The 25761-nt window shown below is 62.4% G+C and carries 24 protein-coding genes; 12 read left to right on the top strand and 12 right to left on the bottom strand.

Annotated elements, in window-relative coordinates; translation table 11 throughout:
- Positions 1-65: 65 nt before the first annotated feature.
- Entirely contained in the window at positions 66-1889 is a 1824-nt protein-coding gene (gene glmS, locus NKH23_RS20645) for a glutamine--fructose-6-phosphate transaminase (isomerizing) (RefSeq protein ID WP_352720947.1), read from the bottom strand.
- A gap of 227 nt (positions 1890-2116) precedes the next feature.
- Between glmS and NKH23_RS20640 the strand changes: the two genes are divergently transcribed.
- Complete coding sequence (locus tag NKH23_RS20640) at positions 2117-2470, top strand: ADP-ribosylation/crystallin J1 (protein ID WP_353035278.1); 354 nt, start codon at positions 2117-2119, stop codon at positions 2468-2470.
- Position 2471: 1 nt separating this feature from the next.
- Here the strand turns inward: NKH23_RS20640 and glmU are convergent, their stop codons facing one another.
- Both glmU and NKH23_RS20630 read right to left on the bottom strand, forming a co-directional pair.
- On the bottom strand, positions 2472-3833 hold the full coding sequence (gene glmU / locus NKH23_RS20635; protein ID WP_352720944.1) for a bifunctional UDP-N-acetylglucosamine diphosphorylase/glucosamine-1-phosphate N-acetyltransferase GlmU: 1362 nt from the start codon (positions 3831-3833) through the stop codon (positions 2472-2474).
- Positions 3834-3963: 130 nt separating this feature from the next.
- Positions 3964-4911, bottom strand: coding sequence for an AraC family transcriptional regulator (locus tag NKH23_RS20630; RefSeq protein WP_352914186.1), 948 nt, complete (start codon positions 4909-4911; stop codon positions 3964-3966).
- Between the two features lie 129 nt (positions 4912-5040).
- On the opposite strand from NKH23_RS20630, the gene NKH23_RS20625 reads away from it, so the two are divergent.
- On the top strand, positions 5041-5934 hold the full coding sequence (locus tag NKH23_RS20625; protein WP_353035276.1) for an SDR family oxidoreductase: 894 nt from the start codon (positions 5041-5043) through the stop codon (positions 5932-5934).
- A gap of 66 nt (positions 5935-6000) precedes the next feature.
- Here the strand turns inward: NKH23_RS20625 and NKH23_RS20620 are convergent, their stop codons facing one another.
- On the bottom strand, positions 6001-6747 hold the full coding sequence (locus tag NKH23_RS20620; RefSeq protein ID WP_352720938.1) for a cytochrome c biogenesis CcdA family protein: 747 nt from the start codon (positions 6745-6747) through the stop codon (positions 6001-6003).
- 222 nt (positions 6748-6969) lie between these two features.
- On the opposite strand from NKH23_RS20620, the gene NKH23_RS20615 reads away from it, so the two are divergent.
- The 9 genes from NKH23_RS20615 to rpmG all read left to right on the top strand — a co-directional run bounded on the left by NKH23_RS20615 (position 6970) and on the right by rpmG (position 16666).
- Positions 6970-7347, top strand: coding sequence for a COG4315 family predicted lipoprotein (locus NKH23_RS20615; RefSeq protein ID WP_353035274.1), 378 nt, complete (start codon positions 6970-6972; stop codon positions 7345-7347).
- 448 nt (positions 7348-7795) lie between these two features.
- Positions 7796-10411 carry a type I DNA topoisomerase gene (gene topA / locus NKH23_RS20610; protein WP_352914181.1) on the top strand — a complete coding sequence of 872 codons (2616 nt, stop codon included), beginning with the start codon at positions 7796-7798 and terminating at the stop codon, positions 10409-10411.
- Between the two features lie 6 nt (positions 10412-10417).
- Positions 10418-12724 carry a ribonuclease R gene (gene rnr / locus NKH23_RS20605; protein ID WP_502908355.1) on the top strand — a complete coding sequence of 769 codons (2307 nt, stop codon included), beginning with the start codon at positions 10418-10420 and terminating at the stop codon, positions 12722-12724.
- Positions 12724-13176: a DUF983 domain-containing protein gene (locus tag NKH23_RS20600; protein WP_352667881.1), complete on the top strand. Its 453-nt coding sequence runs from the start codon at positions 12724-12726 to the stop codon at positions 13174-13176. Before rnr ends, NKH23_RS20600 begins: the two co-directional genes overlap by 1 nt.
- A gap of 73 nt (positions 13177-13249) precedes the next feature.
- Positions 13250-13984 (top strand): NUDIX hydrolase, encoded by a 735-nt coding sequence (locus tag NKH23_RS20595; protein WP_353025448.1) that lies wholly within the window; start codon positions 13250-13252, stop codon positions 13982-13984.
- Between the two features lie 16 nt (positions 13985-14000).
- The gene (locus tag NKH23_RS20590; RefSeq protein ID WP_352667885.1) at positions 14001-15176 is read left to right on the top strand and encodes an MFS transporter; all 1176 of its coding nucleotides are present in this window, start codon (positions 14001-14003) and stop codon (positions 15174-15176) included.
- Positions 15177-15286: 110 nt separating this feature from the next.
- The gene (locus NKH23_RS20585; RefSeq protein ID WP_352720932.1) at positions 15287-15748 is read left to right on the top strand and encodes a YqfO family protein; all 462 of its coding nucleotides are present in this window, start codon (positions 15287-15289) and stop codon (positions 15746-15748) included.
- Positions 15749-15799: 51 nt separating this feature from the next.
- Positions 15800-16168 (top strand): YybH family protein, encoded by a 369-nt coding sequence (locus NKH23_RS20580; protein WP_352720930.1) that lies wholly within the window; start codon positions 15800-15802, stop codon positions 16166-16168.
- 330 nt (positions 16169-16498) lie between these two features.
- Entirely contained in the window at positions 16499-16666 is a 168-nt protein-coding gene (gene rpmG / locus NKH23_RS20575; protein ID WP_006201775.1) for a 50S ribosomal protein L33, read from the top strand.
- A gap of 68 nt (positions 16667-16734) precedes the next feature.
- On the opposite strand, the gene NKH23_RS20570 is transcribed toward rpmG, so the two are convergent.
- From NKH23_RS20570 to NKH23_RS20535, 8 genes are all read right to left on the bottom strand, one after another.
- Complete coding sequence (locus NKH23_RS20570) at positions 16735-17802, bottom strand: ABC transporter ATP-binding protein (protein WP_352914176.1); 1068 nt, start codon at positions 17800-17802, stop codon at positions 16735-16737.
- Between the two features lie 4 nt (positions 17803-17806).
- Positions 17807-18655 carry a carbohydrate ABC transporter permease gene (locus tag NKH23_RS20565; RefSeq protein ID WP_352720926.1) on the bottom strand — a complete coding sequence of 283 codons (849 nt, stop codon included), beginning with the start codon at positions 18653-18655 and terminating at the stop codon, positions 17807-17809.
- On the bottom strand, positions 18655-19578 hold the full coding sequence (locus NKH23_RS20560) for a carbohydrate ABC transporter permease (RefSeq protein ID WP_352720925.1): 924 nt from the start codon (positions 19576-19578) through the stop codon (positions 18655-18657). The genes NKH23_RS20565 and NKH23_RS20560 overlap by 1 nt, the downstream gene beginning before the upstream one ends.
- Before the next feature lie 176 nt (positions 19579-19754).
- Positions 19755-21032 (bottom strand): ABC transporter substrate-binding protein, encoded by a 1278-nt coding sequence (locus NKH23_RS20555; RefSeq protein WP_352720923.1) that lies wholly within the window; start codon positions 21030-21032, stop codon positions 19755-19757.
- 30 nt (positions 21033-21062) lie between these two features.
- On the bottom strand, positions 21063-22250 hold the full coding sequence (locus NKH23_RS20550; protein ID WP_352466360.1) for a PLP-dependent transferase: 1188 nt from the start codon (positions 22248-22250) through the stop codon (positions 21063-21065).
- A complete protein-coding gene (locus NKH23_RS20545) occupies positions 22247-22981 on the bottom strand; it encodes a FadR/GntR family transcriptional regulator (RefSeq protein ID WP_352466359.1) in 735 nt (244 codons plus the stop codon). The genes NKH23_RS20550 and NKH23_RS20545 overlap by 4 nt, the downstream gene beginning before the upstream one ends.
- Before the next feature lie 464 nt (positions 22982-23445).
- The gene (locus NKH23_RS20540; protein WP_352720919.1) at positions 23446-24819 is read right to left on the bottom strand and encodes a PleD family two-component system response regulator; all 1374 of its coding nucleotides are present in this window, start codon (positions 24817-24819) and stop codon (positions 23446-23448) included.
- A 33-nt stretch (positions 24820-24852) separates the two neighbouring features.
- Positions 24853-25269 carry a response regulator gene (locus NKH23_RS20535; protein ID WP_348625950.1) on the bottom strand — a complete coding sequence of 139 codons (417 nt, stop codon included), beginning with the start codon at positions 25267-25269 and terminating at the stop codon, positions 24853-24855.
- Between the two features lie 172 nt (positions 25270-25441).
- Here NKH23_RS20535 and NKH23_RS20530 point away from each other — a divergent pair, with 172 nt between their 5' ends.
- Positions 25442-25741 (top strand): DUF3572 domain-containing protein, encoded by a 300-nt coding sequence (locus NKH23_RS20530; RefSeq protein WP_352914172.1) that lies wholly within the window; start codon positions 25442-25444, stop codon positions 25739-25741.
- The last annotated feature ends 20 nt before the right edge of the window (positions 25742-25761 follow it).

Raw genomic sequence — 25761 nt, 5'->3', positions numbered from 1 at the left:
GTGTTTGCAGCGCGACACTACTGAACCCGAAGGCGCTTTGGAATGGCGAAGTTTTTAAACGAGACCTATTCCACCGTTACCGATTTCGCCAGGTTGCGAGGCTGGTCGACGTCCGTGCCCATGAACACGGCGGTGAAGTAGGCGAGCATCTGGATCGGCAGCGCGTAGATGATCGGCGAGATGATTTCCGGCACGTCCGGCAAAACGATCGTCTCCATCGTCTTCACCGTAGCGTGTGCCGCGCCCTTGCCGTCGGTGATCAGGATGATCTTGCCGCCGCGCGCCGCCACCTCCTGCATGTTCGACACCGTTTTTTCGAAGATGCGGTCATGAGGGGCGATGACGATTACGGGCATGTTCTCGTCGATCAGAGCGATCGGCCCGTGCTTCAGCTCGCCGGCGGCATAGCCCTCGGCATGGATATAGGAAATCTCCTTGAGCTTCAGCGCGCCTTCCATGGCCAGCGGAAAATTGGTGTCACGACCGAGATAGAGCACGTTTTTGTAGTGCGAGAGGTCGCGCGCGATCTTTTCGATCTGTCCGTCGAGCTTCAGCACCTGGTTGGCATAACGCGGCGCTTCCGACAGCTCGCGTATCAACGTTTTCTCCTGCTCATGCGAAATCGTTCCGCGCGCCACGCCCGCCCGCACCGCCAGCGAGGCCAGCACGGAAAGCTGGCAGGTGAACGCCTTGGTCGAAGCGACACCGATCTCCGGGCCGGCCAACGTCGGCAGGATGACGTCGGATTCGCGCGCCATGGTCGATTCGCGCACATTGACGACCGCCCCGATCTTCATGCCGGCCTTGCGGCAGTAGCGTAGCGACGCCAGCGTGTCGGCGGTCTCGCCCGATTGTGAGATGAAGAAAGCGGCATCAGTCTTCGACAGCGGCATCTCGCGGTAACGGAACTCCGAGGCGACATCGATGTCGACCGGCAGCCGCGCATAGCGCTCGAACCAGTATTTGCTGATCAGCCCGGCGAGATAGGCGGTGCCGCAGGCCGAGATCGCCAGCCGGTCGATCTTGGCGAAATCGAACGGCAGGTCGAGCGGCTTCGAGACGCCGCCCACGAAATCAACATAATGCGCCAGCGTGTGCGAGATCACTTCCGGCTGTTCATGGATCTCCTTTTCCATGAAATGGCGGCGGTTGCCTTTGTCGACCATGAAGCTCGTGCTGAGCGACTGTTGGCGTTTGCGGTCGACCTTGTTGCCGCCCATATCGAAGATATCGACCTCGTTGCGGCGCACCACCGCCCAGTCGCCGTCTTCCAGATAGGTGATCGAATTGGTGAAAGGGGCAAGCGCAATGGCGTCGGAGCCAAGGAACATCTGGCCGTCGCCATGACCGACGGCGAGCGGCGGGCCGTTGCGGGCTCCGACGATCAGATCCTCGTCGCCCTTGAACATGATGGCGAGCGCAAAGGCGCCTTCCAGCCGCTTCAGCGCCTGGTGCGCCGCCTCAACCGGCTTCAGCCCCTTGGCCAGTTCGCGCGCCACCAGATGCGCGACGACTTCGGTATCGGTCTGCGAGGCGAAGCTGTAGCCGTCGCGCATCAGCTCGTCGCGCAATTCGGCGAAATTCTCGATGATGCCGTTATGGACGATGGCGACGCCGTCGGAAAAATGCGGATGCGCATTGCTCTCGTTCGGAACGCCATGCGTGGCCCAGCGCGTGTGGCCGATGCCGATCATGCCGTCGAGCGGTTCGTCCTTCAGCCGGCGCTCGAGATTGACCAGCTTGCCCTCGGCGCGGCGGCGGTCAAGCCTGCCGTGCTCGATCGTGGCGACGCCGGCCGAGTCATAGCCGCGATATTCGAGCCTTTTCAACGCATCGACGATAAGCGGCGCGACCGGCGAGTTACCGACAATTCCAACGATACCGCACATGGCGCTTGCCCCCGATTCCGACCTCAAACCCGGCGCTATTTAGAGACTGCCGGGCTGCCGCGAAAAATCACATTCCATTTCGTCCGGTATCAGCCGGACTATCCTGCACAGATGCACCATGACAGGGCCCACTTGCAATCAGGTTACTGCAATTGCTCAGTTTCTCCGCTTATGTATCCTATCTCGGCTCAACGGCTCCTGAAATCAGTCAAAGACACGATGCGGCTATGAACGAACGAATTGAGACGGTGACGCTTTGGCGTCCGGTTGGGCCACGCGAACTGGAGTTGATCCAGAAGTCAGGGATGCGCGCCTTTCCGCCTCGACTCGCCGATCAGCCGATCTTCTATCCGGTTACAAGGGAGGCCTATGCCACCCAGATCGCCCGGGACTGGAACGTGCCCGCGAGCGGATCAGGTTTCGTGACGCGTTTCGAGGTGCGTCGCAGCTTTCTGAACCGCTACAGCGTCCAGCATGCCGGCAGCCGGGCGCATCTGGAATACTGGATCCCGGCCGAAGACCTGTCCGCCTTCAACGATGCAATCGTCGGCCAAATTGAGCTTGTCGCCGAGTTCCGTTAGGCTAGCCTTTTTTGCGGGCCGCCGCGGCCGAAGCAAAACGCTCGCGCAACTCCTTGCCTTTGCCGGGCAGCGTCCGCTGGCGGGAGCGGCCGAAAGCCAGCGCATCGTCGGGCACGCTTTCGGTGATGACGCTGCCCGAAGCGATGTAGCCGCCCTTGCCGATCGACACCGGCGCCACCAGCGAGGAGTTCGAGCCGATGAAGGCGCCCTCGCCGATATCGGTGAAGAATTTCGAATAGCCGTCATAATTGCACGTGATGGTGCCGGCGCCGATATTGGCGCCCGCGCCGATGCGGGCATCGCCGATATAGGTCAGGTGATTGACCTTGGCGCCCTCCTCGACGATCGCCTGCTTTACCTCGCAGAAATTGCCGACCTTGGCTTTGTTTCTCAGATCGGCCCCGGGCCGCAGCCGCGCGAACGGCCCGACATCGCAATTCGACGCGATGGTGGCGCCTTCGATATGGCTGAAGGCATGGATCTTGGCGCCCGTGGCGATTTTCACGCCCGGCCCGAACCAGACATTGGATTCGACGATCGTATCGGCACCGATCTCGGTATCGTGCGAGAAGAACACGGTTTCAGGCGCAATCAGCGTCACCCCGGAAAGCATCGCTTCATGGCGTCGACGCGTCTGCCAGATACCTTCCGCCTGAGCAAGCTCGGCACGGTTGTTGATGCCGAGCGCGTTCTCGAAACTGGCTTCGGTGGCGACCACATCAAGTCCCTGCGCAGCCGCGATCTCGACGATATCGGTGAGATAATACTCGCCCTTGGCGTTCTTGCTGCCGACTTGATCGAGCAGCATCAGCGCATGCCTGCCAGCGACCGCCATCAGCCCGCCATTGCAGAAGGTGACTTTCTTCTCCTCGTCCGAGCAGTCCTTCTCCTCGCGTATGGCGACGAGCTTGCCGGCCTTTTCGATAAGCCGGCCGTAGCCCGAAGGATTTTCCGTACGGAAGCCGACCACGACGACGGCCGCACCTTCCGCCAGCTTCAGCCGCGCCGCCGCGAGCGCTTCCGGATCGATCAACGGCGTGTCGCCAAACATCACTAAGATGTCGTCATAACCCTTTGATATTGCTGCGCGTGCGGCAAGCACGGCGTGCGCGGTGCCGAGACGTTTTTCCTGAACGAAAGCCTCGGCCTTCGGCGCAAACTTGAGTGCGGCCTTGCGCATCTCATCGGCGCCATGGCCGATCACCAGCGCCAGATCGCCGCTGCCGGCGGCTTCGGCCGCCTTGACGACATGGGCAACCATCGGCAGGCCGGCGATTGTGTGCAGCACTTTCGGCACTACACTCTTCATGCGCGTGCCTTCGCCAGCGGCGAGGATGATGGACAGGCAGGATCTCTGGCTCATGGGGACAGCAACCGTTGAAAGGGGTCTGGAATCGAAGCGTTAGTAGCACCGGCGCCATGCTGCACCAATGCGGTTAAATTCCGGTGAGGCGTGGAACCTCCTACCCGCGACACGCCCAAGCCCGATCGGCTCAAGCGGCTTCCGGCTCGTTACGCGATGCGAAGACGGGAGTTCGGCCACGGCTATATTGCCGCGGCGAACAGTTCATGACCCGCTTGAAGGCTGTGCTGAACGCGCTTTCGGATTCGTAGCCGAGCGACAGCGCGATGACGGCGACGGGATCGCTGGAATTCGTCAGCCGGTCGCCGGCCAGCAGCATTCGCCAGCGCGTCAAATAGTCCATCGGCGACGCGCCGACCGTCTCCTTGAATCTGAGCGCAAAGGTCGATCGCGACATGCCGGCCCGTTCCGCCAGCTCCTGTAACGTCCAGCCATGTGCCGGATCGTCATGCATGGCGCTGATCGCCGCGCCGATCTGTTTGTCCGCCAGGGCAAAGAGCCAGCCGATGCCACCTTTCAATCCTTCTGAAAGATGCAGCCGCAACGCCTGAACCAGCATCATGTGGGCGAGGTGCTGGATCACCAGAAAGCCGCCCGGCTGCGGCTCGCGCAGCTCTTGCATCATCCGCTCCACCGACCAGCGCAGCGCCGACTGGTCCGACTCTTTGCGGATATGCACAATGGCTGGCAGCATCCGCAACAGGATGCCGGCATGATTGCCGCCAAGCGCGAAGCGGCTGCTGACCAGAAAGAAATCACCACCGCCATTGTGGGTCACGACACCGCCGGCTCGCGCAGGCGGAAAAATCTTGACGGCTTCAACAGGCGTCAAGCTCATGTCGCTTGCAAGGCGGAAAGGCCATCCACTCGGCAGCAGGAAGCAGTCTCCCGTCTCAAGGCGCACTGCGTCAGCAACGCCCTCCACAGATAGCCAGCAACGGCCGGAGACCACCGCTCCGGTCTTGATGCTTTGCTGCTGGTCGGGGAACTGGATCGACCATTCACCACCAGCATCGAAACCGGCCGACATATAGTTTCGCGGCTTCAGCAGCGAGAGCACATCTGAAAGGGGATCCACAGGTCATTCCGGACGATTGCGAAGACAATACGGACTTTACCGCATAGATCGTATTTTCTCAAGCGCCTATCACGACACAACTGGGCCGCGAGCATGGTCGTGGTCAGAAATGAACAAGGAGAAGTCGTGATGCGTGTTTTCGTTACCGGAGCGACCGGATTCGTCGGTTCTGCCGTCGTTCAAGAACTCATCGGCGCCGGCCATCAGGTGCTCGGCCTCGCCCGCTCGGAGGCGTCGGCCAAGTCGCTTGCCGCCGCCGGAGCCGAGGTGCATCGAGGTGACCTCGAAGACCTCGAAAGCCTCAGCAGCGGCGCAGCAGCAGCCGACGGCGTGATCCATACCGGCTTCAACCACGACTTCTCGAAATTCGCGCAAAACTGCGAGATGGACCGGCGCGCCATCGAGGCCTTGGGCGGTGCACTCGAAGGCTCCGAGCGGCCCCTGCTCGTCACCTCCGGAACCGCGCTCCAGGCGCGCGGCCGTACAGCGACCGAGGAAGATGCGCCTGTTCCCGCTTCCGCCTCATATCCCCGCGCCTCCGAAGCGACAGCCGCCGCGCTGCCGGCACGCGGGGTGCGCGCGTCGGTTGTCCGCCTTCCGCCGTCGGTCCATGGCCAGGGCGACCACGCCTTTGTTCCTATTCTCATCGACCTTGCTCGCAGGAAGGGCGTGTCGGCTTATGCCGGCGAAGGGCTCAATCGCTGGCCCGCCGTGCATCGGTTCGATGCCGCTCGCGTTTACCGGCTTGCGCTCGAGCATGGAGCCGGTGGCGGGCGATATCACGCGATCGCCGAACAAGGCGTGCCGTTCAAGGACATCGCCGGCGTGATCGGCAGGCGCCTGAACGTGCCGGTCGTCGCCAAGTCCGGGGAAAAAGCCGCCGATCATTTTGGCTGGTTCGCGATGTTCGCGGCGATGGATGTCCCGACCTCGAGCGAACGGACTCGCGCGCTGCTGGGGTGGGCGCCGAGCGGACCCGGGCTCATCGCCGATATCGACCAGCCGGGCTATTTCGAAGGTTGAACGGACCACGTAGCTGCGGTGCCTTGCGCCGCAGCTACGGCCTCGCGCTTCGGCCGGGCGGCGAACCTAGCCCAATTGCCCCAGCACCGGAAAATTCTCGAGCAGCCAGTATGACACCGTCTGCACGCCGCCGGTCAGGAAAAACACGCCGGCGACCACCAACAGCGCGCCGATGGCTTTTTCGACGCGGCCGAGATGGACGCGGAATTTTCCGAGAAAGCGCATGAAGGCGCCGGAAAACAGCGCAGCGATCAGGAACGGTATGCCGAGGCCGAGCGAATAGGCGGCAAGCAGCAGCGCGCCCTCGCCCACCGTCTCGCGGCCGCCGGCAAGCGTCAGGATTGGCCCCAGCACCGGGCCGATACAGGGCGTCCAGCCAAAGGCGAAGGCCAAGCCCATGACGTAAGCGGCGATCAGGCTGGCCGGCTTGCCTTGTGACTGGAAGCGCGCCTCGCGTGAAAGCAAAGGGATGCGCAGCACGCCGAGGAAATTCAGCCCCATCAGGATGATCAGCACGCCGGCCGCCATTGCCAGCGGCTCCTGCCAGACCCGCAGCAGATGGCCGATGGTCGAGGCGCCGGCGCCGAGCGCGACGAAGACGGTCGAGAAGCCGAGCACGAAGGCGATGGAGGAATTAACCAGCGCGCCTCGCGCACCGGCCTTTGCCGCAATGCCGGCCTCGCCGCGGAAATCGTCGACCGACACGCCGGCCATATAGCACAGGTAAGGCGGCACCAGCGGCAGCACGCAGGGTGACAGGAACGAAATTGCTCCCGCCCCGATCGCACTGACATAGCCGACGTCCAATGCCATTTCCGTCTCCAGATGACTGCGCAGCCATATAGCCGCGACAACGGCCGTCCGCCAATCACCATCGCGTGGCCCATCACGTGGTCCCCGTTACTATCGCGTGGCAAGTCGTCGCCCTCGCCTGATCGACGGGAAAGCAGCCCGGGAAGAAAGGGCCGCCAGGCAGCGTTGATCACAACGAAGCCGCGGTTCCGCGCGCTTTTCGAACGATCCAGGGAGAAGTCCATGAAAACGATCGCAATTGGCATGGCCGCGCTTTTGCTCGGCACTGCCGCATCCTTCGCCGCCGAGGCGTGGAAGGAAGCGGAGGTCGGCGGCACCAAGATCTACACCGATGCCAGCGGCATGACGCTCTACACCTACGACAAGGACGAGGCCGGCAAGTCGAACTGCTACGACAAATGCGCCGCCAATTGGCCGCCGCTGAAGGCTGACGCCAACGCCAAGGCCGAGGGCGAATGGACGATCGTCGACCGCACCGACGGCACCAGGATGTGGGCCTACGAAGGCAAGCCGCTCTACACGTTCAGCAAGGACAAGAAGGCCGGCGACGTCGCCGGCGAGGGTGTCGGCGGCGTCTGGCATATCGCCAAGGCCGACTAAGCCTTGAGCTTCTGATCCGCTGTAACAGGCGGTAACACGGCTGGTCGCCGGGAACTTGACCCAACCGCCCCGGCGGCCAGCTTTTCAGCACGCCAGTTCCTTGCGACTGTCCGAGCAAAATGCCGGGCTACCGATTGCGCGCTTCACAGCATCTGTTCAAGCAGGGCTGGCGCGTGCTCGATGTTTCTCTTATATCCGCGGGAGAGTTTGTCCCGTTCTCCAGGATCAATTGCCGGGTTTGTTCAGCGATAGGCTGGCCATTTCCCTTGTCCAGGATTGCGGAAAATCGCATGGCGCGCCGTTGGGTTGCGCATTCGGTACAGGGCCGCATTTTGACTGCTTGGCCTTGACCGGATGCAAAAGCGCGGCCATGTGAGCGACACATTGAACGAGATTTCGTCGCGCGCAGCGGAATTCTTCTGCCGCATCACAACTGATATGAGACCGTATGGACGTCGTCGTCGTCGAATCGCCGGCCAAGGCGAAGACAATCAACAAGTACCTCGGCAAGAACTACAAGGTTCTGGCCTCGTTTGGCCATGTCCGCGATCTGCCGGCCAAGGATGGCTCGGTGCGTCCGGACGAGGACTTTGCCATGTCCTGGGCCGTCGACACCGCGTCTGGAAAGCGTCTCGCCGATATCGCCAAGGCGGTCAAGGACGCCGACGGGCTGATCCTCGCCACCGATCCGGACCGCGAGGGCGAAGCGATCTCCTGGCATGTCTTGGAAGTGCTGAAGCAAAAGCGCGCGCTGAAGGACAAGCCGGTCAGCCGCGTCGTCTTCAACGCCATCACCAAGGCGTCGGTGCTGGAGGCGATGGCCAATCCGCGCCAGATCGATGCGCCGCTGGTCGATGCCTATCTCGCCCGCCGCGCGCTCGACTATCTGGTCGGCTTCACGCTGTCGCCCGTGCTGTGGCGCAAGCTGCCCGGCGCCCGCTCCGCCGGCCGCGTCCAGTCGGTGGCGCTACGTCTGGTCTGCGACCGCGAATCCGAGATCGAGCGCTTCATCCGCGAGGAATACTGGCAGGTCGCCGCCATTCTCGGTACGCCGCGCAAGGAAAATTTCGAGGCGCGGCTGACCGCCTTCGAGCGCAAGAAGCTGCAAAAGCTCGACATTTCCAACAAGGCGCAGGCCGACGACATCAAGGCGATGCTCGAAGGCGCCAGCTTCAAGGCAGTGTCGGTCGAAGCCAAGCCGACCAGGCGCAATCCCGGCCCGCCCTTCACCACCTCGACGCTGCAGCAGGCAGCCTCATCGGGTCTCGGCTTTTCGGCCAACCGCACCATGCAGGTGGCGCAGCGGCTCTATGAGGGCATGGAGATCGGCGGCGAGACCACCGGCCTGATCACCTATATGCGAACCGATGGCGTGCAGATGGCACCGGAGGCGATCTCTGCCGCACGCGATGCGATTGCCAAGGAATTCGGTGCCAAATACCTGCCTGAAAAGCCGCGCGTCTATTCCGCCAAGGCCAAGAATGCCCAGGAAGCGCACGAAGCGATCCGTCCGACTGATTTCATGCGCACGCCGGCTTCCGTCAGGCAGTATCTCGACGCCGACCAGGCGCGGCTTTACGAGATGATCTGGAAACGCGCCATCGCCAGCCAAATGCAGCCGGCCGAGATCGAGCGCACCACGGTTGAGATCGAGGCCATCAACGGTTCGCGTACCGCCGAGCTTCGTGCTGTCGGCTCGGTTGTTCGTTTCGATGGCTTCCTTGCCGCTTACATCGAGCAGAAGGAAGAAGATTCGGAAGACGAGGAAAGCCGCCGCCTGCCCGAGATCCGTGCCGGCGAGCAGCTCACCCGCGAGGCGATCAACGCCACCCAGCACACCACCGAACCGCCGCCGCGTTATTCGGAAGCTTCGCTGATCAAGAAGCTGGAAGAGTTGGGCATCGGCCGGCCGTCGACCTATACGGCGATCCTGAAGACCCTCGAGGATCGTGACTATGTCACCATCGACAAGCGCAAGCTGGTGCCGCAGGCCAAGGGCCGGCTATTGTCGGCATTCCTCGAAAGCTTCTTCGAGCGTTATGTCGAGTACGACTTCACCGCTTCGCTGGAGGAAAAGCTCGACGAGATTTCCGACGGCAAGCTCGCCTGGAAGGACGTGCTGCGCGATTTCTGGAAGGATTTTTCCGGCGCCGTCGCCGACATCAAGGAGTTGCGCGTCACTGACGTTCTCGATGCGTTGAACGAGGAACTGGCGCCGCTGGTGTTTCCCGCGCGGGAAGACGGTTCGAACCCGCGCATCTGTCCGAAATGCGGCACCGGCAACCTGTCGCTGAAGCTCGGCAAGTTCGGCGCCTTCGTCGGCTGTTCGAACTATCCCGAATGCTCCTTCACCCGCCAGCTCGGCGACGCCGCCAATCCCAATGGCGAGAACGGCAATGGCGAAGACGGCACCAAAGTGCTCGGCAAGGACCCCTATACCGCCGAGGAGATCACGCTGCGCAATGGCCGGTTCGGCCCCTATATCCAACGCGGCGACGGCAAGGATGCCAAGCGCTCCAGCCTGCCCAAGGGCTGGACTGTCGATTCGATCGATCACGAAAAGGCGCTCGCCCTGTTGTCGCTGCCGCGCGACGTCGGCAAGCATCCGGAATCGGGCAAGATGATTTCGGCCGGGCTGGGGCGCTACGGGCCGTTCGTGCTGCATGACGGCACCTACGCCAATCTCGACAGCATCGAGGACGTGTTCTCGATCGGCCTCAATCGCGCCGTCTCGGTGATCGCCGAAAAGCAATTGAAGGGCAAAGGCGGCCGCAATGGCGGCACAGCCGCTGCGCTCAAGGAACTTGGCGAACATCCTGCAGGCGGCGGCAAGATCGTCGTGCGCGACGGCAAATACGGGCCTTATGTGAATTTCGGCAAGGTTAATGCGACGCTGCCGAAGGGCAAGGATCCGCAATCGGTGACGATCGAGGATGCGGTGGCGCTCATTGCGGAAAAGGAAGCCAAGGGCGGCAATGGCGCCAGGAAGCCCTTCCGCAAAGCGGCCGCGCCTGCGAAGAAACCGGCTGCGGCCAAAAAACCGGCGGCCAGGAAAAAGGGATAGGACGGGTTGGCGCGCAAAGTCTCCGGAAGAAGCCACGGCGATCTGCGCACCGCCGATACCCGTGCCAAGGTCAGGGACAATTACCGGCCTTCACGCGACGAGATACTGCGTTACATCGCCGAAAATCCGGACCGCGCCGGAAAACGCGACATCGCCAAGGCGTTTGCGCTGCGCGGCGAAGACCGTATCTGGCTGAAGGACGTCTTGCGCGACCTGCAGGATGAAGGCCTGCTGACCAAGGAGCGCAAGCGGCTTGCCCGCGTCGGCACCCTGCCCCACGTCGCGGTGCTCGACATCTTCGGCCGTGACGCCGATGGTGTGCTGCTGGCGCACCCGACCGAAGCCGTGGGCAATGGCGAACCTCCGGTCATAGCGATCCGCGTGTCGCGCGGCGGCAATGGCCCGACGCCGGGCATCGGCGACAGCGTGCTGGCCAAGACCTTTCCGACCGACGATCCGGCAGGCCCGGCCTATACCGGCCGGGTAATGAAGATATTCGAGAAGCGCACCGATGCGGTTCTCGGCGTTTTCCGTGTGCTGAAGGACGGCACGCTCCGCATCGAGCCGGTGGAAAGGCGCCAGCCGGAGCTGGTCGTCGACAAGGAATTCCAGAACGGCGCCAAGAATGGCGACCTGGTCGAGGTCGAGCCGGCGCGGGCCTCCCGCTACGGGCTGCCGAGAGCCAAGGTTCTGGCGGTGTTGGGGTCGCTGACCAGCGAAAAGGCGGTCTCGATGATCGCCATCCACGCACATGACATTCCCCATATTTTTCCCGCGGACGTCATCGCCGAGGCGGAGGCGGTCAAGCCGGCGACGCTTGCCGGCCGCGAGGATTGGCGCGAGCTGCCGCTGCTCACCATCGATCCGGCCGATGCCAAGGATCATGACGACGCGGTGTTCGCTATGCCCGACACCGACGAGAAGAACGCCGGCGGCGTGGTTGTCACCGTCGCCATTGCCGATGTCGCTGCATACGTGCGCTATGGCACGGCGCTTGATCGCGAAGCGCTGAAGCGCGGCAATTCGGTCTATTTCCCCGACCGAGTCGTACCAATGCTGCCGGAACGCATCTCGAACGACCTCTGTTCGCTGCGCGAGGGCCAGGATCGTCCGGCAATTGCGGTGCGTATGACTTTCTCGGCCGATGGTCACAAACTCAGACACTCATTCCATCGCATCATGATGAAGTCGGCGGCGAAACTCGCCTATCAGCAGGCGCAAGCGGCGATCGACGGCGCACCGGACGACACGACTGGCCCGATCCTCGATGCGGTGCTGAAGCCGCTATGGGACGCCTACGCGATCCTGAAGCGCGGCCGCGACACGCGCCAGCCGCTCGAACTCGATCTGCCCGAGCGCAAGATCCTTCTCAAGCAGGACGGCACCGTCGACAAGGTCGTCGTGCCGGAGCGGCTCGACGCGCACAAACTGATCGAAGAGTTCATGATCCAGGCCAATGTCGCCGCCGCCGAGACGCTGGAGGCGAAGCGGCAGGCGCTGGTTTACCGCATCCACGATGCGCCTTCGCTCGCCAAGCAGGAATCGCTGCGTGAATTCCTGCAGACGCTCGGCCTGTCGCTGGCGCGCGGTGCACAGATGCGGCCGAACCAGTTCAACGGCATCCTCGCTCGCGTGCGCGGCGCCGACAATGAGGGGCTGGTCAACGAAGTGGTGCTGCGCTCGCAGAGCCAGGCCGAATATTCGCCCGCCAATATCGGCCATTTCGGCCTCAATCTTAAGCGCTACGCGCATTTCACCTCGCCGATCCGCCGCTATGCCGACCTGATCGTGCATCGTGGGCTGATTGCCGCACTCGGCCTTGGTCCGGGCGGCCTGACGAAGGACGAGGCGGAACGGCTGGAAGAGGTCTCGGCGCTGATTTCGGCGACCGAGCGGCGCGCGATGGCCGCCGAGCGCGACACGGTCGACCGGCTGATCGCCGCCTATCTCGCCGAGCGCATCGACGACCGTTTCGACGCCCGCATCTCGGGCGTCACCAAATCGGGCCTGTTTGTCCAATTGCCGCAGTATGGCGCGGATGGCTTCATTCCGGTTTCAACCCTGGGCGGCGACTACTATATATACGACGAAACTGCTCGATCGCTTTTCGGAGAACGCACCGGCAAGGGCTATCAGCTTGCTGATCGCGTCGAGGTTCGCCTGATCGAGGTGGCGCCGATGGCCGGCGCGATGCGTTTCGAGATGCTGACCGAGCCAAAGCCGCTGCCCGGCTCCAAACGGTCGTTCCACAAGGCCAAAGGCCGCGCCCGAGCGTCGCAATCGCGTCCAGGCTCGCGCGGCAGGAGACGGTAATGCCAACAGAACTGCAGGTGGAAGAACGGGTTTTCGGCGGCGAACATCACTCGGGCCGGACGGCCCGGCCGCTATGGACGGCAATGAAGCGCGGCATGCTCGGCCGCTGCCCGCATTGCGGCGAGGGCAAGCTGTTTCGCGCCTTCGTCAAAACCGTCGACAAATGCGATCGTTGCGGCGAGGAGCTCCACCACCATCGCGCCGACGACCTGCCGGCCTATCTTGTGGTGGTCATTGTCGGCCACATCGTGCTCGGCGCCTTCATGGGTGTCGAGGCGACCTCGACGCTGTCGACCTGGCAGCACATCGCCATCTGGGTGCCATTGACCATCATTCTCGCCGTCGTCCTGCTGCAGCCGGTCAAGGGCGCTGTCATCGGCCTGCAATGGGCGTTTTATATGCACGGCTTTGGCGGTGAAGAAGATCTGATCGAGTCGCATCCCGAGGCTTGAAACCGAGGCTGGCGCAAATCGGCATGGCTGAACGCCACTTTCGCATCGGAGAAGATTCCGCTAGGTCGAGCGCATGGACGTTGTGACCAAGGCGGAAGTCGACAAGGTTGAGCGGGTCGCGCTCGAGGCCAAGCCTATACGCCCGCGCGACGCCGCGACGCTGATCCTGCTCGACCGCAAGGGCGATGAGTTCCTGGTGCTGATGGGCCGGCGCCACGCCCGTCATGCCTTCATGCCGGGAAAATTCGTGTTTCCGGGCGGCCGCACCGATCCGGCCGACAGCCGCATCTCGATAGCCACTGCACTTCATCCCGAGGAAGAAGCGAGATTGACCGCTGGCATCGGTCGCACCAGCCCGGCCCGCGCCCGCGCCATTGCCTTGTCGGCAATCCGCGAAACCTATGAGGAGGCCGGCTTGCTGATCGGCCAAAAAGGCACCTTCGCGACCGCCAGGCGCGACTGGCAGGGCTTTGTCGAACACGGCGTCATCCCATCACTGCAAGCGCTGCGCTTCGTCGCACGCGCCATCACACCGCCCAACCGGGTGCGCCGCTTCGATACGCGCTTTCTCGCCGCGTGGCGCGACGACGTCGCCGTGGAGCTGCCGGATGGCGGTCCGACCGACGAGTTGGAGGACGTCGTTTGGCTGCCGCTGGCCAAGGCCAGGCAAGCCGATATTCCAGACATCACGCGCACGGTCCTGGAGGAGCTGGAAACGCGGCTCGCCCGGGATCCGCTGCTGAGCCCCGGCGGTCCCGTGCCGTTCTACCGGCTTGTCCGCAATCGCTTCGTCCGCGAAATTCTCTAGAGCAGCCAGGCATTTCATGACAGTGGATACCCAGCGAGAGGTCGAGGAACGCGTACACTGGCTGCCGATGGTCGCGGCGATCTCGTCGATCAGCGTCGTCGGCATTGCCATCGGCCTCGGCATGCCACTGCTCAGCGTGATCCTGGAAACGCGTGGCCACTCCGCGTCGATGATCGGTCTCAACACCGCGGTCGCCGGCCTCGCCTCGATCGCCGGCGCGCCGCTCGCCACCCCGCTCGCCATGCGGTTCGGGGTCGCCTGGACGATGCTTGCCATGATTGCGGCCGGGGCGCTGGCCTTTGTCGGTTTCCATTTCGCACCAGCCTTCTGGATGTGGTTTCCGTTGCGCGTGCTGCTGCATATCGCGCTGACGGTGCTGTTCATCCTGTCGGAATTCTGGATCAGCACCTCGGCGCCGCCGCACCGACGCGGCCTCGTCCTCGGCATCTATGCCACAGTGCTGTCACTCGGCTTTGCCGCCGGGCCATGGCTGTTCGCTCATCTCGGCAGCAGTGGTTTTCTCCCCTTCGGCGTCACCATCGCGCTGGTAACGCTGGCTGCCATACCGGTTCTGGCGGCGCGCAACGAAAGCCCGACGATCGTCTCCGACGGCGAAACCAGCAATTTCCTGCGTTACATCTGGCTGGTGCCGACGGCGACCGCCGCCGTGCTGGTGTTCGGCGCGGTCGAGACCGGCGGCTTTGCCCTGTTCCCGGTCTACGGCAACCGCATCGGCTACTCCGAAGCGGACGCAGCCCTGTTGCTCACCATGATCGGCCTCGGCAACGTGCTGTTGCAAATCCCCATCGGCATGATCAGCGACCGCGTCAGCGACCGCCGCTATCTGCTGATGGCCTGTGCCACTGTCGGGCTTGCAGGCACGGTCTTCATGCCGTTCTTCGCGCAGAACTGGCATTTGATGGCAGCGCTTCTGTTCGTCTGGGGCGGTGTGGTCGCTGCCATGTACACAATCGGTCTGGCGCATCTCGGCTCGCAGCTTTCCGGCCACGAATTGGCCTCCGCCAATGCCGCCTTCGTGCTTTGCTACGGTGTCGGAATGGTGCTTGGCCCGCAGGCAATCGGCATCGGCATGGACGCTTTCGGGCCGTCGGGCTTCGGTTGGGCGCTCGGCCTGTTCTTCGCCTGCTATATCGTGCTGGTCGGCACCAGGCTGCTCCGCAAAATCCTCTGAGCAGGCCCCGCTGCCGACATCACTCCCACTGCTGACCAACTACTGACACAACCATGTCAGGAGGGCTCGAGTATATGCTCCCTCAAAGTGCATAAGCAGGGAGACCTCGGATGATCGACAGTGGCTTTGAAACGAAATCGCTGCGGATGGAATTGCTGCTGCTGGTGACCTTTCAGGCACCGGCAGCCGATGTCGACCGCATTATGGAGGCGGTCGTCGCGATCGCACCGCTCAGAATGGGCAAATATGACAGCAATGCCTTTCAGTCGGCGGACGGCATCGAACGCTACCGGCCACTTGAAGGTGCCGCCGCCGGCGCCGAAACGGAATTACGCATGCGGCCGGGCACTGTCGAGGTGTCGTTCGAACTGCCTGACGACCAGAAGCTCGCCGCTCGCGTCGTCGAAGCGATTTACCAGGTTCACAGCTATCAGGAACCGGTGATCCGCATTCAGCCACTGCTTGCCAGCCGCTCCAAGGGTCTCGACGATCGCACCAACCCGAACCGCTGGTGGAACACGACGGGAGATTGGAAGAAGGCGATGCGGCCGGAAACCGTCGCGGCGGAGTGACCGGAATCTGGTCGTATCTCGGTTTGAATTTGGCTGTCAGGAAGCCTGCCAATGAATGATGAAGCAAACCGCAAACCGGCAAGCGATCCCCAGGACCTGGCGCGGCTATTGGTTTCTCGCGAGCAAGCGGGAGACGCGGAAGGAATGGCTGCTCTTTACGAACCCGGTGCCGTCCTCGATACCGGCAACGGACAGTTGGCCTGCGGCAGAGACGCCATCAGCCGATTTTACGCCAAGTTGGTGGCAGCGGGACGAAAGTTTGATCTCGGAGATCAGCGTCCGACTATCATCAACGGGGATTTGGCGCTTACGTCCACGCGCCTTGCCGATGGCACCGTGACTGCGGAAATCGCTCGCCGGCAAAGTGACGGGAACTGGCTTTGGGTGATCGATCAGCCGTCCATCGCTCGATACTCATAGCCAGCATTCAAACTGAGACGCCACCCGGAGCCTGCTTAGGACGGCCGGAGGCACACAGGAGCCTCCCGCGGCCGTCGGCAGCCAATCAAGTTGTCGGGTTTTGGTAGCACATCAATTGTCCGCTTCATCCCCAGCCTCCATCGGCTGGCAATAAACCCGGACAACTCATGTGCTACCTAATCCGGACAACTCATCTGCTTACGACACAGAACCTGGACAAGGGTTGACTTTCCGGGCGCGTTCTTTATGTGTCGCGGCAAGTTTCCCGCGTCCGGGTGTTTCCCCGTGCTCCAGCGGCCAAAACTCCACGAACATTAACGGACGAACATCATGGCCAAAGCCGCAAACATCAAGATCAAGCTTCTGTCGACCGCCGACACCGGTTTCTTCTACGTGACCAGCAAGAACAGCCGCACCAAGACGGACAAGCTGTCGTTCCGCAAATACGATCCGGTCGCCAAGAAGCACGTCGAATTCAAGGAAACCAAGATCAAGTAATCGGGTTTTCTCTCGCAGTACCGAATCGCCGCCCTCCGGGCGGCGTTTTTCGTTTCGGGAATACAGGACTAGCCGATGCGACCGCCGCTAGCCGGATCGAACAGATGCAGCGATGCCGGATCAGCCGACAGGCGCACGGCCTCACCCGGCTTCACGCTGGCCCGGCCCATGGCAAACACGCAGACCTGCTGGCCGGCAAGCCTGGCATAGAACTGGGTCGACAGGCCGAGCGGCTCCACGACACCCACCTCGCCTTTCAGCGGGCCATTGTTGGCGAGCCGGATATGCTCGGGCCGCAAGCCGACGGTGATCGCATCGCCATCCCTGAGCGGCAGGCCGTCCGGCAGCCTCAGCTTCTGGCCGTCGGCCAGGATGGCATCCGGCTTGGCGCCCTTTTCAACCACGGCAGGCAGAAAATTCATGCCGGGCGAGCCGATGAACCCGGCGACGAACATGTTGACCGGCCGGTCGTACAGATCGAGCGGCGCACCGACCTGCTGGACGAGGCCGTCATGCATGACGACGATGCGGTCGGCCATTGTCATTGCTTCGGTCTGGTCGTGGGTGACATAGACCGAAGTGGTCTTCAGTTGCTGGTGCAGCGCCTTGATCTCGGCGCGCATGTGGACGCGCAGCTTGGCGTCGAGGTTCGAAAGCGGCTCGTCGAAGAGAAAGACCTTCGGGTCGCGCACGATGGCCCGTCCCATGGCGACGCGCTGACGCTGGCCGCCGGACAATTGCCGCGGCAGGCGCTGCAGAAGCGCATCGAGCCCGAGCCGCTTGGCAGCACTGTCCACCCTTGCATCGATCGCCGGCTTGCCGGCCTTCCTCAGCATCAGGCTGAAACCCATGTTTTTCGACACGTCCATGTGCGGATAGAGCGCGTAGGACTGGAATACCATGGCAATGTCGCGGTCCTTTGGCGCGATGTCGTTGACTAGGCGCTCGCCAATATGGATCTCCCCGTCGGAGACTTCCTCCAGCCCGGCGATCATGCGTAGCAGGGTCGATTTCCCACAGCCGGACGGGCCGACCAGAACGACGAACTCACCGTCGGCAATTTCGAGATCGACCGCGTGCAGGACGCGCACGGCTCCATAGTCTTTGCGGACTTTGTCGAGTGTGACGGAGGCCATCGATCTATCCCTTGACGGCACCGGCGGTAAGGCCGGTGACGAGGTAGCGTTGCAGGAAGGCAAAGAAGACGCAGACCGGGATCAGCGCCAGGATGGAAGCCGCCATCATCTGTCCCCAGTCGACCGCGAATTTGCCGATATAGGTGAGCAAGCCGACCGCGAAAGTCTTCTGGTCGTCGCTGGAAATCAGCATCAGCGCAAACAGCAACTCGCTCCACGCGGCGGTAAAGACGAAACCGAGCGTCGCGCCCATGCCGGGCAGCGTCAGCGGCACGATCACCTTGCGCATCGCCTGCAGGCGCGTGCAGCCGTCGATCATCGCCGCCTCTTCCAGGTCTCGCGGGATGCCGTCGAAGAAAGATTGCATCAGGAAGGTCGCAAAGGCCGTATTGAAGGCGGTGTAGATGACGACGAGGCCGGTCAGGCTGTTGATGAGGCCGATCTGTCCCATGATGCGGTAGATCGGCGGAATGACCATCACCAGCGGAAAAGTCTGGGTGAGCAAAAGCAGGATGGCCAAGGTCGCCTTGCCGCGGAAGGAAAATCGCGACATGGCGTAGCCGGCAAGCGTGGCAATGACCGTTACGAAGGCTGCCGTCGACACCGAAACGATAACGCTGTTCAGGAAGTAGCGCGGAAAATCGGTGGCTTCGAGCACGGTGATGAAGTTCTGCAGCGTCGTTTGCGACGGCCAGAAAGTGATGCCTTCGGAATAGAGCAGCCGCTCCGGCGTGACCGAGATCTTCAATGTCCAGAAGATCGGGAACAGCGCGAAGGCCATGTAGGCACCGATGGCGCCGTAAAGGCCGATGCCGCCGACAACGCGCGAGGAAGCGGAACGTCCGGCAATCATCAGACGTGCCTTACCAGCGAACGGCGGATGCCGATCAGCGCAACCGCATAGACGATGAGCAGCACGAGCAGCAGCACCGCCACAGCCGAGGCATAGCCCTTGTCCAGCGACTTGAACGCGCTGACATAGATATAGACCGGCACCGTGGCCGTCGAACCGGCAGGCCCGCCTTCGGTCATGACGAAGATCAGGTCGGCGAAGGTGGCGATCCATATCGTGCGCAGCATGACGGTAATGACGATGGTCGGCGCCAGGAACGGCAGCGTCACCTTGGTGAAGCGCTGCCACGGCGAGGCGCCGTCGATCGCCGCCGCCTCATGCAATTCCGACGGGATCGACTTCAGCGCCGCCAAAAGCGTGATGGCAAAAAAGGGAATGCCGAACCAGACATTGGCGACGATCGGCCCCCACATGGCGGTCGACGGATCGGAGAGCACGTTGGTAGGCTCGGCTTTCAGCCCCAATGCGTAGAGCCAATGCGGCAGCGGCCCGATGATCGGATTGAACAGCCAGGCCCAGGTCAGGCCGGAGAGGAAGGACGGCACCGCCCAGGGCAGGAAGACCACGGCCTGTACGATCTTTCTGCCCCGGAACGGTGTGTCGAGCAGCAGCGCCAGGCCAAGTCCCAGGAAGAATTGGAAGAACAGGCTGGCTGCCGTCCACCACAGCGTGTTGACGAGCGCCTGCCCGAGCACGGGATCCGACAGCATCGCCTGATACTGCCCAAGCCCGACATATTCGGATTTGAAAGCGGAGAATTTGCGGAACGAGTAACCGATACCGATAACCAGTGGCACCAAGAGCACGACGACCAGCAGCACGATCGCCGGGCTGAGATAGAGCCAGGGCTCGATCGCAGCATGGGATAGCCGCTTCTTTCGCGGCCTGCCGGCGGATCGTATTTCGGACACGGCGTAGGTCATTGGTGCTGGATCGTCTCCTGGAACAAGCATGGGCTGGCGACAGCGCCTTCCCCGTTTACGGGGAGAAGATGCCGGCAGGCAGATGAGAGGCAGCGCGAGCCAAGTCGGGTTGGCGCCGCCCCTCATCCGTCACTTCGTGACACCTTTTCCGCGTGAACGGGGAGAAGGGAGGAAAGCTATTTCTTGTTCTTGGCCATCCAATCCTGCTGTTCCTTGGTCAGGAACTTGGCCCATTCGTCGGCCACGTCCTTGGCCGCCTTCTGACCAAGCAGCACTTCCTGAAAATTCTTGATCGCCACCTGGTCGACGAAATTGCCGAGATTTTCCAGATGCGTCGGAGGCGTCACCATCTCGTATTTGTCGCCGTTGTTCAGTTCCTCGAACCAGCCTTTGAATTGCTCCGTCCTGAAGTGAGCGTCCTGGTCGGCGCCGTTGTGGATCGGAATGACGCCGACTTCCTTTGCCCATTCCAGATTGTCCTTGGGCGACAACAGCGTCGCCATCAGCTTCCACGCATCGTCCTTGTGCTGGGAATTGGCGAACATCGCCCAGCCGGCATAACCGAGCGTCGGATAGGATTTGCCGCTCGGCCCGACCGGCATCGGCGCCACGGCGAAGTCGTCGGCGCTCATCTTGTCGGCGATGCCGAGCAGCGCGTCGGGATCCTGGTTCAGCATGGCGCAGGTGCCGCTGTAGAAGCCGGTGACGGTCTCGTTAAAACCCCAGCTCACCGCATCTTTCGGCGCCAGGCCGTTCTTGTACATGTCGGCGAGCATCTGCAGGCCCTTGACCGAGCCTTCCTCGTTGATGGTCGAGGTGCCGTCCTCGTTGAAATAGCCGCCCTTGCCCGCGGCGATGTTCATGAACATATGCATGCCGTTGAAGGCGCCCGGGCCGCCGCGCAGGCAGTAGCCATATTTGCCCGGTATCGCCGAGATCTTCTTGGAGTCTTCGACGAATTCATCGAGCGTCGCCGGCGGACCGTCCAGGCCGCCCTCTTTGAACAGCTTCTTGTTCCAGAACAGTGCGTTCAGGTAATAGCCGTAAGGGATCATGTACTGCTTGTTGTCGACCGTCGAGCCGAACTGCTTGGCACGTTCGCCCAGCGTTTTGGCATCGTCCCATTTGGACATGTATGGCCCGAGATCCTCGAGCTGGCCGTTGGTCGCATAGAGACCCATCCAGCGTTCCGGCATCTCGACGATGTCGGGCGTGTCGCCGGCCTGCACCATGGTGAGGAATTTCTCGAATGCCTGGCCCCAGGGCAGCGATACCAGCTCGATCTTGACGCCCGGATTGGCCGTCTCGAACTCGGCGATCTGCTTCTTGAGGAATTCGGTACGCGGCGGACTGGTGATGACCTCGACCATCTTGACCGTGGAATCGGCCAGCACGCTGCCGGCGGAAATCGCAAGACCCGCGACGGCACCAAGAAGGATGCTCAGTTTTTTCATGTTCAGCACTCCCATTTTGAACGGCTCCTTTTATCTTTTTGCTCTGTCGAAGGCCTGGGCAACATCCGCCCACAGGTCTTCGACACTCTCCAATCCGACACTGAAGCGGATGGTTCGGGGGCTGACGCCGAAGCGCGCCATCGAATTCAGGCCCGGCGTCTGCTCGAGCGAGGCCTTTGCCGGAACGACCAGGCTCTCATGGCCGCCCCAGCTGACGCCGATGCGAAAGAGTTTCAGCGCATCGACGAAAGCCGGGATGTCAACGTCTTCCGTCACCTCGAATGAGAACAGCCCGGCATAGCCGGCAAGCGTCGCCTTGCCTGGATGGTTGGAATAGGCCGGGTGGTTGACCCGCTCGACATTGCCATGCGCCTTCAGCCGTTCGGCGATGGTCAGCCCGCTCTTCATGTGATGCGGCAACCGCAGCGGCAATGTGCGCAGGCCACGCAGCAACAGCCAGGCCTCGAAAGGCGAAAGTTTGCCGCCGAGGTAGGAATAGGTCTGCTCGTTGATGTGTCGAATATGGGCCGCCGAACCGGCCACCACACCGGCGACGGTATCGCTGTGGCCGCCGAGATATTTCGAAGCCGAATGCAGCACCAGGTCGACACCGTGCGAAATCGGCTTCTGGAACACCGGGGTCGCCCAGGAATTGTCGATCGTGGTGACGATGCCCTGCTCTTTGGCCAGCCGTGCCAGATGGGTTATGTCCTGAAGCTCGAACATCATCGACGTCGGGCTTTCCAGGTAAAGCAGCTTGGCGCCGGGAAGTGCTGCCGCGACCGCGTCCGGATCGGAACCGTCGACATAGTCCACCTTGATGTTGAGCCGCGGCAACAGCCGTTCGAACAGCCTATAGGCGTCGCCGTAGCAATTGCGCACGACGACCATGCGCTCGCCGGCACCGACGAAAGCAAGCACCGTGGCGCTGATCGCTGCCATGCCACTGGAAAAGCCGCGCGCGGCCTCCGCCCCTTCGAGAGCGGCGACACGCGCCTCGAACTCCATGACCGTCGGGTTGTCGCCGCGCGAATAGATCGGCTGGCGTCGCCTGCCGGCGAATGTGTCGGCCATCTCGGCATAATTGGCGAAGGTGAAGAGCGAAGTCTGGTAGATCGGCGGTACCACCGCACCGCCGGGGAAAGGCTCGTCATGGGCGAGAAGCGTCGCCGCCTCGGCGAGATAGTCGTTTTCGAAATCGGCGGAATGGTCGCTCATTTCTCGCCTGAAAGTTTGAGTTTGGCCGCACCGCGCTTCAGATCGTCCTCGACGGTGGCGATCAGCTTGAGCGCCTCGGCCCGGGCTCCCTCCGGATCGTGCGCGGCGATGCGTTCGTAGATCGTACGGTGGTAAGGAAAGCTGGCGTGGCCGAAATCACGAACGCCAAGCGGATGCTCCCAGAAACGATGGAACAGTTCGTGCATGGCGGCGATGATCTGCTCGAACAGCGGATTGCCGGACGTGCGATAGATCGACTGGTGGAATTCCCAGTCCTCCTCCGCCGACATGCCGGCGCGCGCGTGGAAGGCCTGCTCCATAATGTCGAGCTTGCGCGCGATCTCGGCGATCTCGGCCTGGCCCGCGCGAACGGCGCACAGGGCGGCGGCTTCCGCTTCCAATGCCCGGCGGATTTCCAGCGTCTGCATCAGGCTGGTGAAATCATTGCCGCCGGCCAGCGTCAGCGGCATGTGCAGCATGTCCAGCGAGACCACTCCCTTGAGATAGGTGCCGCTGCCTTGCCGGCGTTCGACCAGGCCGAGCCCTTCCCAGCGCGTCAGCGCCTCGCGCACGGTGTTGCGGCTCACCTTGAGGCGCTCGGCAAGGATGCGTTCGGTCGGCAGTCTCTGGCCGGGCCCGAGGGCTTCGCGCATCACAAAGCCGGCCAGCGCCTTGAGCACCGCGTCGTCGCGAGCAGTTGCCTGTATGGGGGAAAGGCCGAATTCGGTCATGCCAATGGGTCACAAATGGCTCAATGGTCCAACCAATTTCGGCATAGAAGACAGGCCCTGTCAATCGGCTGCAGGCACATTCGCACCCGCCCCCAGCGTGCGGATCAAGGGGCGGTCTATCTGCCACGACAAAAAAGCCAATATTTTCCGGATATTGGCGCAGAATCCTGATGTGTTTTGAAAATTGGGGGCCGGCCGGCGTTTGGCAGCGGTACGAGGAGGCCACTATGTGCCAGCGCCGGCCGGCCGACCCCACGGACCCAGGAGATGCGGCGGACCTGAGCATCATGGGGTATTTTTCGGGTCGAACCGGCGATCTAGCCTCGTGCCGGTTACGTCTAAGGGCTGCACATTTGCGCAACAACTTATGGAAATCAACCGTTTCTTAACCAAGCCTCGCAAATCGCTTGGATTAAGGTAAATTCGTAACCTTGTCGCGTTGACTGGCCAATTGGTGTTCGGTGCTAAGCCGCCTTGGCGACGACGCGATTGCGGCCGCCGCTCTTGGCTTCGTAGAGCGCGAGGTCGGCGCGTTTCATCAGCGCGGAGACCGTGTCTAGCCCCTTCAGCACCGACGACACGCCGACGCTGACGGTGACTTCGACGGCCTTGCCTTCGGTGCCGACGGCAAACGGCAGTTGGGCGATTTCGGCGCGAATGCGCTCGGCGACCTTTTCGGCTACCGCGCCGTCGGTGTCCGGCATGACCACGACGAACTCCTCGCCGCCGAAGCGGCAGGCTAGATCGATGCCGCGCACATTCTTGCGCAGCCGCCGCGCGAATTCGCGCAGCACGTCGTCGCCACCGTCATGGCCATGCGCGTCGTTGATGCTCTTGAAGCGGTCCAGATCCGTGATCATCACCGATAGCGGCCGGCGCCGTGCCACGGCGCGGTCGAACAGCGTCTGCAAATGGCTGTCGAGATAGCGGCGGTTGTGCAGGCCGGTCAGGGCATCGGTCACCGCCATCTCGATGGTCTGGGTGACGCTGGCGCGAAGCTGGTCGTTGTAGCGCTTGCGGCGCACCTGCGTACGCAGCCGCGCCGTCAGCTCCTGCTGGTCGATCGGCCGCATCAGATAGTCGTTGATGCCGAGTTCGAGGCCGCGGATGATACGCCCCTCCTCGCCCTCGTCCGCCAGAAGGATGATCGGCAGGAAACGGGTGCGATCGAGCGAGCGCAATTGCGAGCAGAGCCTCAGCGGGTCGAAATCGGCGAAGGCCGTCGAGATCATCACGCATTCATACGGCTGCTCGGCGGCCTGGAAGAAGCCGGCATGCGGATCGTTGGCGACGTCGAGATCGGCACTGCCGCGCAGCATCTTCTGGATGCGCTCGAACGAGGATTTGCGTTCGTCGACCAGCAGGACCTTCGGCACCGCGTCGTCGGTAGCGAAGTTGCGGCTCAAAAGCTCCTCGATGCCGATATTGCGTGTCGTCGAGGCGCGCAGCCGCAGCTCGTCGGTGAGCGACTTCAGCCTGACCAGGCTCTTGACGCGCGTCATCAACTGCAGATCGTTGACCGGCTTGGTCAAAAAATCGTCGGCGCCGGCCTCGAGGCCGCGCACCCGGTCCGAAACCTGGTCGAGGGCGGTGATCATCACGACCGGGATGTGCGATGTCGCCGGGTCGCCCTTCAGCCGCCGGCAGACCTCGAACCCGTCCATGTCGGGCATCATCACGTCGAGCAGCACGACGTCGACCTTGCCGTTCTCGCAGATCTCGATCGCATCCGGCCCGTTGGTGGCGGTCAGAACCTCGAAATATTCGGCGAGCAGCCGAACCTCCAGCAGCCTGACATTTGCTGGGATGTCGTCGACGACGAGGATCCGCGCGGTCATTTCACAAAGCTCCGGCTCGGCTGGAAAGGCGCATCAGGCATCGCCCAGGTAGGATTTGATGGTCTCGATGAAACGCGGCACCGAGATCGGCTTGGAGATATAGGCCTCACAGCCGCCCTGGCGGATGCGCTCCTCGTCGCCCTTCATCGCGAAGGCGGTGACGGCGATGACCGGGATGACGTGGAGATCGTCGTCCTCCTTCAGCCATTTGGTGACCTCAAGGCCCGACACTTCAGGCAGCTGAATGTCCATCAGGATGAGGTCCGGCCTGTGCTGCCGCGCCAGATCCAGCGCTTCCAGGCCGTTGCGTGTACGCACCGTCTCGTAGCCGCTCGCTTCGATCAGGTCGCGAAAGAGCTTCATGTTGAGCTCGTTGTCCTCGACGATCATAACCTTCTTTGGCATCGATTTCCCGTCCCGGCTGGCCTTCCACTCGAAGGGTGCCGTCATGCGCTCCTTGTCGGCACGCACCAAACCTGTTCCCACTATACGGCAATATGATTGACGAAACGGAAACCGGCCGCCCGAAAAGCGTTCGGATTCCAGGTCGGCGAGCTTGCTGCCGGCAACACTTGCCACTACTGCGAAAACAGAACGATTCCGCCCACGAAGGAAGGTAGCGATGGCAAACCCAGCGTCAATGCGCGAGGAAGCGGAAACGATTGCCGTAAAGGCGTTGGGCTTCGTCGCCGCCGATCCGGAACTTCTGCCCCGTTTCCTGGCGATCACCGGCATCGAAGCCCATTCCATCCGCCGGGCCGCCGGCGAGCCGGGATTCCTGGCCGGCGTGCTGCAGTTCATCCTCGCCCACGAGCCGACGCTGATGCGTTTTTCCGAGGAGACCGGAACGCCACCCGCCGCAGTCGGCAAGGCATTGCGGGCGCTCCCGCTCGGCGACGACAATCATGAGCATTCGATATAAGCGGCGATCCCGAGACAGCG

The sequence above is a fragment of the Mesorhizobium sp. M1328 genome, assembly GCF_040318075.1.
GTDB lineage: Bacteria > Pseudomonadota > Alphaproteobacteria > Rhizobiales > Rhizobiaceae > Mesorhizobium.
The sequence above is the reverse complement of the archived record's forward strand: the minus strand, read 5'-3'. Positions and strand labels throughout refer to the sequence as shown.

Coding starts and splice junctions, on each gene's coding strand:
- NKH23_RS20540 (WP_352720919.1), bottom strand. CDS start 24,819: ATGACCGCGCGGATCCTCGTCGTCGACGACATCCCAGCAAATGTCAGG.
- NKH23_RS20580 (WP_352720930.1), top strand. CDS start 15,800: ATGAATGATGAAGCAAACCGCAAACCGGCAAGCGATCCCCAGGACCTG.
- NKH23_RS20615 (WP_353035274.1), top strand. CDS start 6,970: ATGAAAACGATCGCAATTGGCATGGCCGCGCTTTTGCTCGGCACTGCC.
- NKH23_RS20545 (WP_352466359.1), bottom strand. CDS start 22,981: ATGACCGAATTCGGCCTTTCCCCCATACAGGCAACTGCTCGCGACGAC.
- glmS (WP_352720947.1), bottom strand. CDS start 1,889: ATGTGCGGTATCGTTGGAATTGTCGGTAACTCGCCGGTCGCGCCGCTT.
- glmU (WP_352720944.1), bottom strand. CDS start 3,833: ATGAGCCAGAGATCCTGCCTGTCCATCATCCTCGCCGCTGGCGAAGGC.
- NKH23_RS20550 (WP_352466360.1), bottom strand. CDS start 22,250: ATGAGCGACCATTCCGCCGATTTCGAAAACGACTATCTCGCCGAGGCG.
- NKH23_RS20620 (WP_352720938.1), bottom strand. CDS start 6,747: ATGGCATTGGACGTCGGCTATGTCAGTGCGATCGGGGCGGGAGCAATT.
- NKH23_RS20640 (WP_353035278.1), top strand. CDS start 2,117: ATGAACGAACGAATTGAGACGGTGACGCTTTGGCGTCCGGTTGGGCCA.
- NKH23_RS20560 (WP_352720925.1), bottom strand. CDS start 19,578: ATGACCTACGCCGTGTCCGAAATACGATCCGCCGGCAGGCCGCGAAAG.
- NKH23_RS20535 (WP_348625950.1), bottom strand. CDS start 25,269: ATGACGGCACCCTTCGAGTGGAAGGCCAGCCGGGACGGGAAATCGATG.
- NKH23_RS20590 (WP_352667885.1), top strand. CDS start 14,001: ATGACAGTGGATACCCAGCGAGAGGTCGAGGAACGCGTACACTGGCTG.
- topA (WP_352914181.1), top strand. CDS start 7,796: ATGGACGTCGTCGTCGTCGAATCGCCGGCCAAGGCGAAGACAATCAAC.
- NKH23_RS20530 (WP_352914172.1), top strand. CDS start 25,442: ATGGCAAACCCAGCGTCAATGCGCGAGGAAGCGGAAACGATTGCCGTA.
- NKH23_RS20555 (WP_352720923.1), bottom strand. CDS start 21,032: ATGAAAAAACTGAGCATCCTTCTTGGTGCCGTCGCGGGTCTTGCGATT.
- rpmG (WP_006201775.1), top strand. CDS start 16,499: ATGGCCAAAGCCGCAAACATCAAGATCAAGCTTCTGTCGACCGCCGAC.
- NKH23_RS20585 (WP_352720932.1), top strand. CDS start 15,287: ATGATCGACAGTGGCTTTGAAACGAAATCGCTGCGGATGGAATTGCTG.
- NKH23_RS20570 (WP_352914176.1), bottom strand. CDS start 17,802: ATGGCCTCCGTCACACTCGACAAAGTCCGCAAAGACTATGGAGCCGTG.
- NKH23_RS20565 (WP_352720926.1), bottom strand. CDS start 18,655: ATGATTGCCGGACGTTCCGCTTCCTCGCGCGTTGTCGGCGGCATCGGC.
- NKH23_RS20600 (WP_352667881.1), top strand. CDS start 12,724: ATGCCAACAGAACTGCAGGTGGAAGAACGGGTTTTCGGCGGCGAACAT.
- NKH23_RS20595 (WP_353025448.1), top strand. CDS start 13,250: ATGGACGTTGTGACCAAGGCGGAAGTCGACAAGGTTGAGCGGGTCGCG.
- NKH23_RS20625 (WP_353035276.1), top strand. CDS start 5,041: ATGCGTGTTTTCGTTACCGGAGCGACCGGATTCGTCGGTTCTGCCGTC.